General features: G+C 52.0%; 2 protein-coding genes. One reads left to right on the forward strand and one right to left on the reverse strand.

Annotation, left to right across the window (positions count from 1 at the left end):
• Positions 1–240 (forward strand): transposase domain-containing protein (locus tag BUB27_RS18780; RefSeq protein ID WP_143185435.1); only part of this gene is annotated, 240 nt, incomplete at its 5' end.
• A 656-nt stretch (positions 241–896) separates the two neighbouring features.
• On the opposite strand, the gene BUB27_RS18785 is transcribed toward BUB27_RS18780, so the two are convergent.
• On the reverse strand, positions 897–4,409 hold a 3,513-nt coding region (locus BUB27_RS18785), incomplete at its 5' end, for an RHS repeat domain-containing protein (protein WP_143185436.1).

The following is a 4,409-nucleotide window of genomic DNA, read 5'->3' on the forward strand; positions in this document are numbered from 1 at the left end:
GGAGCCAAAAACTGGTTGTTCGTAGGCAACGAAGACACGGGCTGGCGCAGTGCGGTCATCTTCACGCTGATCGAAAACATCCGCCGCGCAGGCCACGATGCCTACGCCTACCTCAAATGGGTCTTCGAAAAAATTCCCCACATGACCAATCAGGACAACCTGCGTGAGCTGCTACCCAAAGTCTGGATCAGACTCCAGCAAGACAAACAGCAGACGAGCAGACAAGAGACCGCCGCCTGATCATAGACGTCATATACGACGCTCTATGACGTCTACGAAATCGATGTTGCAACGTCAGCCGCAAGTGAAATCCAAGGGCCGATGATTTAGCGCTTACCCTGAAACGTAGACACAGACTCAAGAAGGCAGGTATCACCGCTTAGAGCCTGAATATGGGACAGGAATAGAACTTCATCGTATCAACGTAGGTTGCTTCTGGGGATAGTTGCGCCAAGTATCCTCTAGGACACCCTACGAAAAAAGCGCACCCTCTCAGGCACGCTCTTGGTCGGTCAAAAGTGTCACCACCCTTACATCAAATTCTCAAATTTGATGGGGTGTTTTCCACTTTTTTAGGTTGCTGGGGACACAAGCTGAACGGGTCAGCTTGTGTATTCGACCAAACAGTACGATGAGAATTCGACCATTAACGGTTAGCATTTTAGCATCATTCCTTTGTTTTGTCCAATTCTGGATAACTGGAAAGAATGTAGGGTCTAAGGATTTCTTCATACAATGAATACATAACGGTTCCACAACTACGCTTAAAACTAATCTTGTCCAATTCAGCACAGTCAGAGGATTCCACATATAGAATCAAGTCATTAATTTTTCTCGATATCCCCTCTACTAACTCCACAATTTTTTCTGCTTCATTATTTGTCATAACTTATACTCTAACACCCATGAGCCTCCATACATCTCCGAACACATTTATAAAAATCCCAACCATCACCTCCTTTAGTAGGTAGAGCAGTATCACTACAATCAGCAATACATTGATTACTAACAGCTAAACATCGTGCTGCTTCTGACATTGCAGCAATCATAGCAGCACGACAATCAGGCATTAACAAGCAGCAAAATACAGACACCCCAAACGAAGCTGCAACAGTCTCCGCTATTCCAAGCGTAATTGCTACCCCACCAACTACAATTACGGGTGCAGCCCTTCCGTCGGCATCGAATAAATTAGTTGTATTATTGAAAACAGTCAGATACATGTTTAGCAAATTACGTTCTTCCAAGCTCATTGCATCATAAGCTTTTTGAATAAGCTCATCATATTTGAACGCTCCTCTAAATTTGAGGGCTATTTCAGTAGCAAGCATTTCAAATTTCCTCTGTACCAACTCAGGCATGCTCGCCCTATACGCAACTGAGCCTAAATCACTAATCGGATCTCTATTAATCCAACGCCCTGTCTCTGGCGCGTAGAACCTGTACCCATAGTAGTACAGCTCAGCCAGTGGGTTCCACTGCTTCGTGGAGAAGCGATGGAAGAAGTTCCCCGCAAGGGTTCCATTCTCCACCACAGTCTTGCCGAAGGCATCATACTCGAAATGAGCCACCACAGATCCGCTTGAATCCAAGTATTCGCTCACATTCCCGTTACCGTCATAGGTCGGGTAATAGCTGTTTGAATTGAAACTAACTTCAAGCAACCCACCTACACCACCAGCACCTTGCATGCTGCCTGAGAGGTCTTTACCCCAAGTGTAGGTCTGAGACAAAGCTCCTGCATTATACATGGCAATCGGGTTCCAGCCGTCATAGATGAAGCTCTGCACGGTGGCACCACCGTAGACGCTTCTGGTAATGCGGCGAGAAAGGTAATCGTACTCGTACTGCTCGACAGTGTTCCCGCCTGTGTCCTTGACCTCAATGAGGCGGTTCTCCGCATCATAGATGTAGGTCTTGCCATCGTTGGTGAGGTTTCCGTCAGTATCATGTGTGCGGCTTGTGCCGCCCACGGTGCTATACTGGTTCTTGCTGTTCGCCGTGTAATTGACTGTCGTGGTGTTCTCCGTAGCTGAAGTACGGTTGCCTATTCCGTCGAAGGCATAGGTGCGGTCAAAGGCGTTGTTCGTGTCGTGATTATCGGATACTACCTGACCTTTGGCGTCATAGCCGAAGCTGCGTACGAAGCTGGAGCTGAAGGCTGTGCCTGCAGTTGTCTGGCTTTCACGCTGACCGAGGGCATTCACCGAGTAAGTGAAGTGACTCACGGTTGCCGGGGTCGTCGCCAAGTCCTCGTTCTTCTTCTGAGCGAGTACATTGCGATCGCTCGCATAAGTGTTGGTCACGCTATGAGCCGGACCAGTCACGGTCTCAACCATGCCACCGCTCTCTGCCAGGTAGCCGTAGGTGAACTCAGGTGAGGTAGGCAGCGGGTAGCTGGTGCCCACCTGATGCAGGCGGCCTGCATTGTCGTAGCCGTAGCTTACTGCAGTCTCCACCGTTGAACCTGTCTTGAGTTCATAACCTTCCGGTCTCAAAAGACTGTCGTAGTGGCGGTCGATAGTGCGGACATGTGTCGCATTAGCATAGCTGATGGTTTCACTGTCCAGCTGAAGTGTGGAAGCGTCGTAGCTGTAAGTGTGCACGTTCTGGGCGGCTCCAGCGCCTTGGGTCACTGTCGCTACACGACCGTAGCTGTCATAGGTGTAGACAACTCCTGGTGTCGTGCCGTCACTGTAGGCAGTACTTGCCAGCATGCCGTTCTCGTAGCTGTAGGTCGTGGTGATGCCACGCTCCCAGGTACGGGTCAGCAAACGACCTGCTGAGGTGTAGGTGTAGTCCGGATCGGTGGAGCCGTCGTCGGTTTCACCATCGTAGTTTTTCTCAAGCAGCCAGCCACGTTGGCCGTCGTAGATCCAAGCAGTCTTGGCGAAACCAGTCGTTGCGGATGTAGGTTCGGTACCGTGCGCCAGGTTCTGGTAGGTACGCAACTCAGTCAATCGGTTGAGGCTGTCGTAGACATTGAAGCGGGCGTAGGTCTGGTCGCCCCAAGTCGCCTTCACCTGGCCAGTCGGGTAGTAGCTGGTGTAGGTGATGTTCGCCAGGGTATTGCTGCTGCTGTCTACAGTGTCCGGGGCATTGACCTGAATGGTGCGGCCCATCTTATCGTACTCATAGGAGGTGGTGCGGCTGCCCGCATCCGTCATGGAGACAAGTCCACCGTTCTCACGATAGCTGTTGTAGGTGACCGTGCCTGTACGGGCGTCGGTACGGCTGGTGGTGCGACCAAAGGCATCGTAGATGACACTTGCGCCCGTGATGAAACCTGTGTCGGTGACATTGGTGATGTCCGCAAGTGCTGTGGAAGGAAGTGTCGCTCCGCTCTCGAAGCTGACGGCAGACTTCATTAATCCATCGCTGTAGAACTGCTTCTGCTGGGTGCCATCGGCTGCCACGCTGGTTACCTCCCACTTCCCGTCGGTTCCATCAATGGTCTTGATGTCTCCGATCTGCTTACCTTGAGGGATCGTATCGCCCTGCTCATAATAAGTAATGAGTGGAACCGTGCGAGATGAGCTACTGGTGCCCGCGAGTGTCGTTGTTTTCGAAGAATAGCCGTCACTGGAACGAAGGCTGGTGGAAACCAGTACGCCGTTGGTGTAGGAGCGAGTACGGAAGCAAACACCAAGCATGCCATCACTGACTACATCTGAATCGGTAGTCTGGACTAGCGTCTGGTCGTCTGGCAGCTGGGTAGTCACGCTGTTGCGCTCGCCTTCAGCGTTGTAGCCGTAGGATGTGTGGGTACCGGAATCCGCCAGAGTCACTTCGTCCGCATCCTTGGTGATATGCAGTTTGCCGCGTGCGCCAGCTGCTGCCGTCTGCGCGTAGTAGCTCATTTCGCTGTGATTGCCGTCAGCATATTCCGTACGGAAGGGACGCCCAAGCTGGTCGCGGTATGTCTTTGTGCTTTGAGTCGTATTCGGAGCCGTCACCAGAGAGTAGAGACCACCGCCGCTGAGGGCATGGGTTCCCTTGTCGTAGCTGGTCGTGTTACTTGCCTGGTCAGTAGATGACTTGGTAGAGCCATCCATGTAGGTGACGGTCACCGTAGTAGAGCCATCGGGCGCGGTATTCGTGGTGGTAGAACCGCTACCAGTATTGTGAACAGTTATCCGGCTACCAGTCTCGTGCTGACTATCGCCGTCGGCATCTGGATATTTGTAGGTCGTGCTCAAGCCACTGAGTGTCTTCGTGCTTTCCGACACCAGCAGGGTGGTCGTGCCGTCATTGCGGTTCACCGTGGTGGTCAGTCCGTCATAGGCAGTCGTCGTGTAGACGGAGGCTCCGGTCGAGGAGCGCTTGCTGGTGACACGATAGGTACGCTTGAGGATATCCTTTGAGTAAGTCGTGGTGGCGCCTGAGCGCTCACGCTTGAATTCAAGCCC

Source organism: Rubritalea squalenifaciens DSM 18772, from assembly GCF_900141815.1.
GTDB lineage: Bacteria > Verrucomicrobiota > Verrucomicrobiia > Verrucomicrobiales > Akkermansiaceae > Rubritalea > Rubritalea squalenifaciens.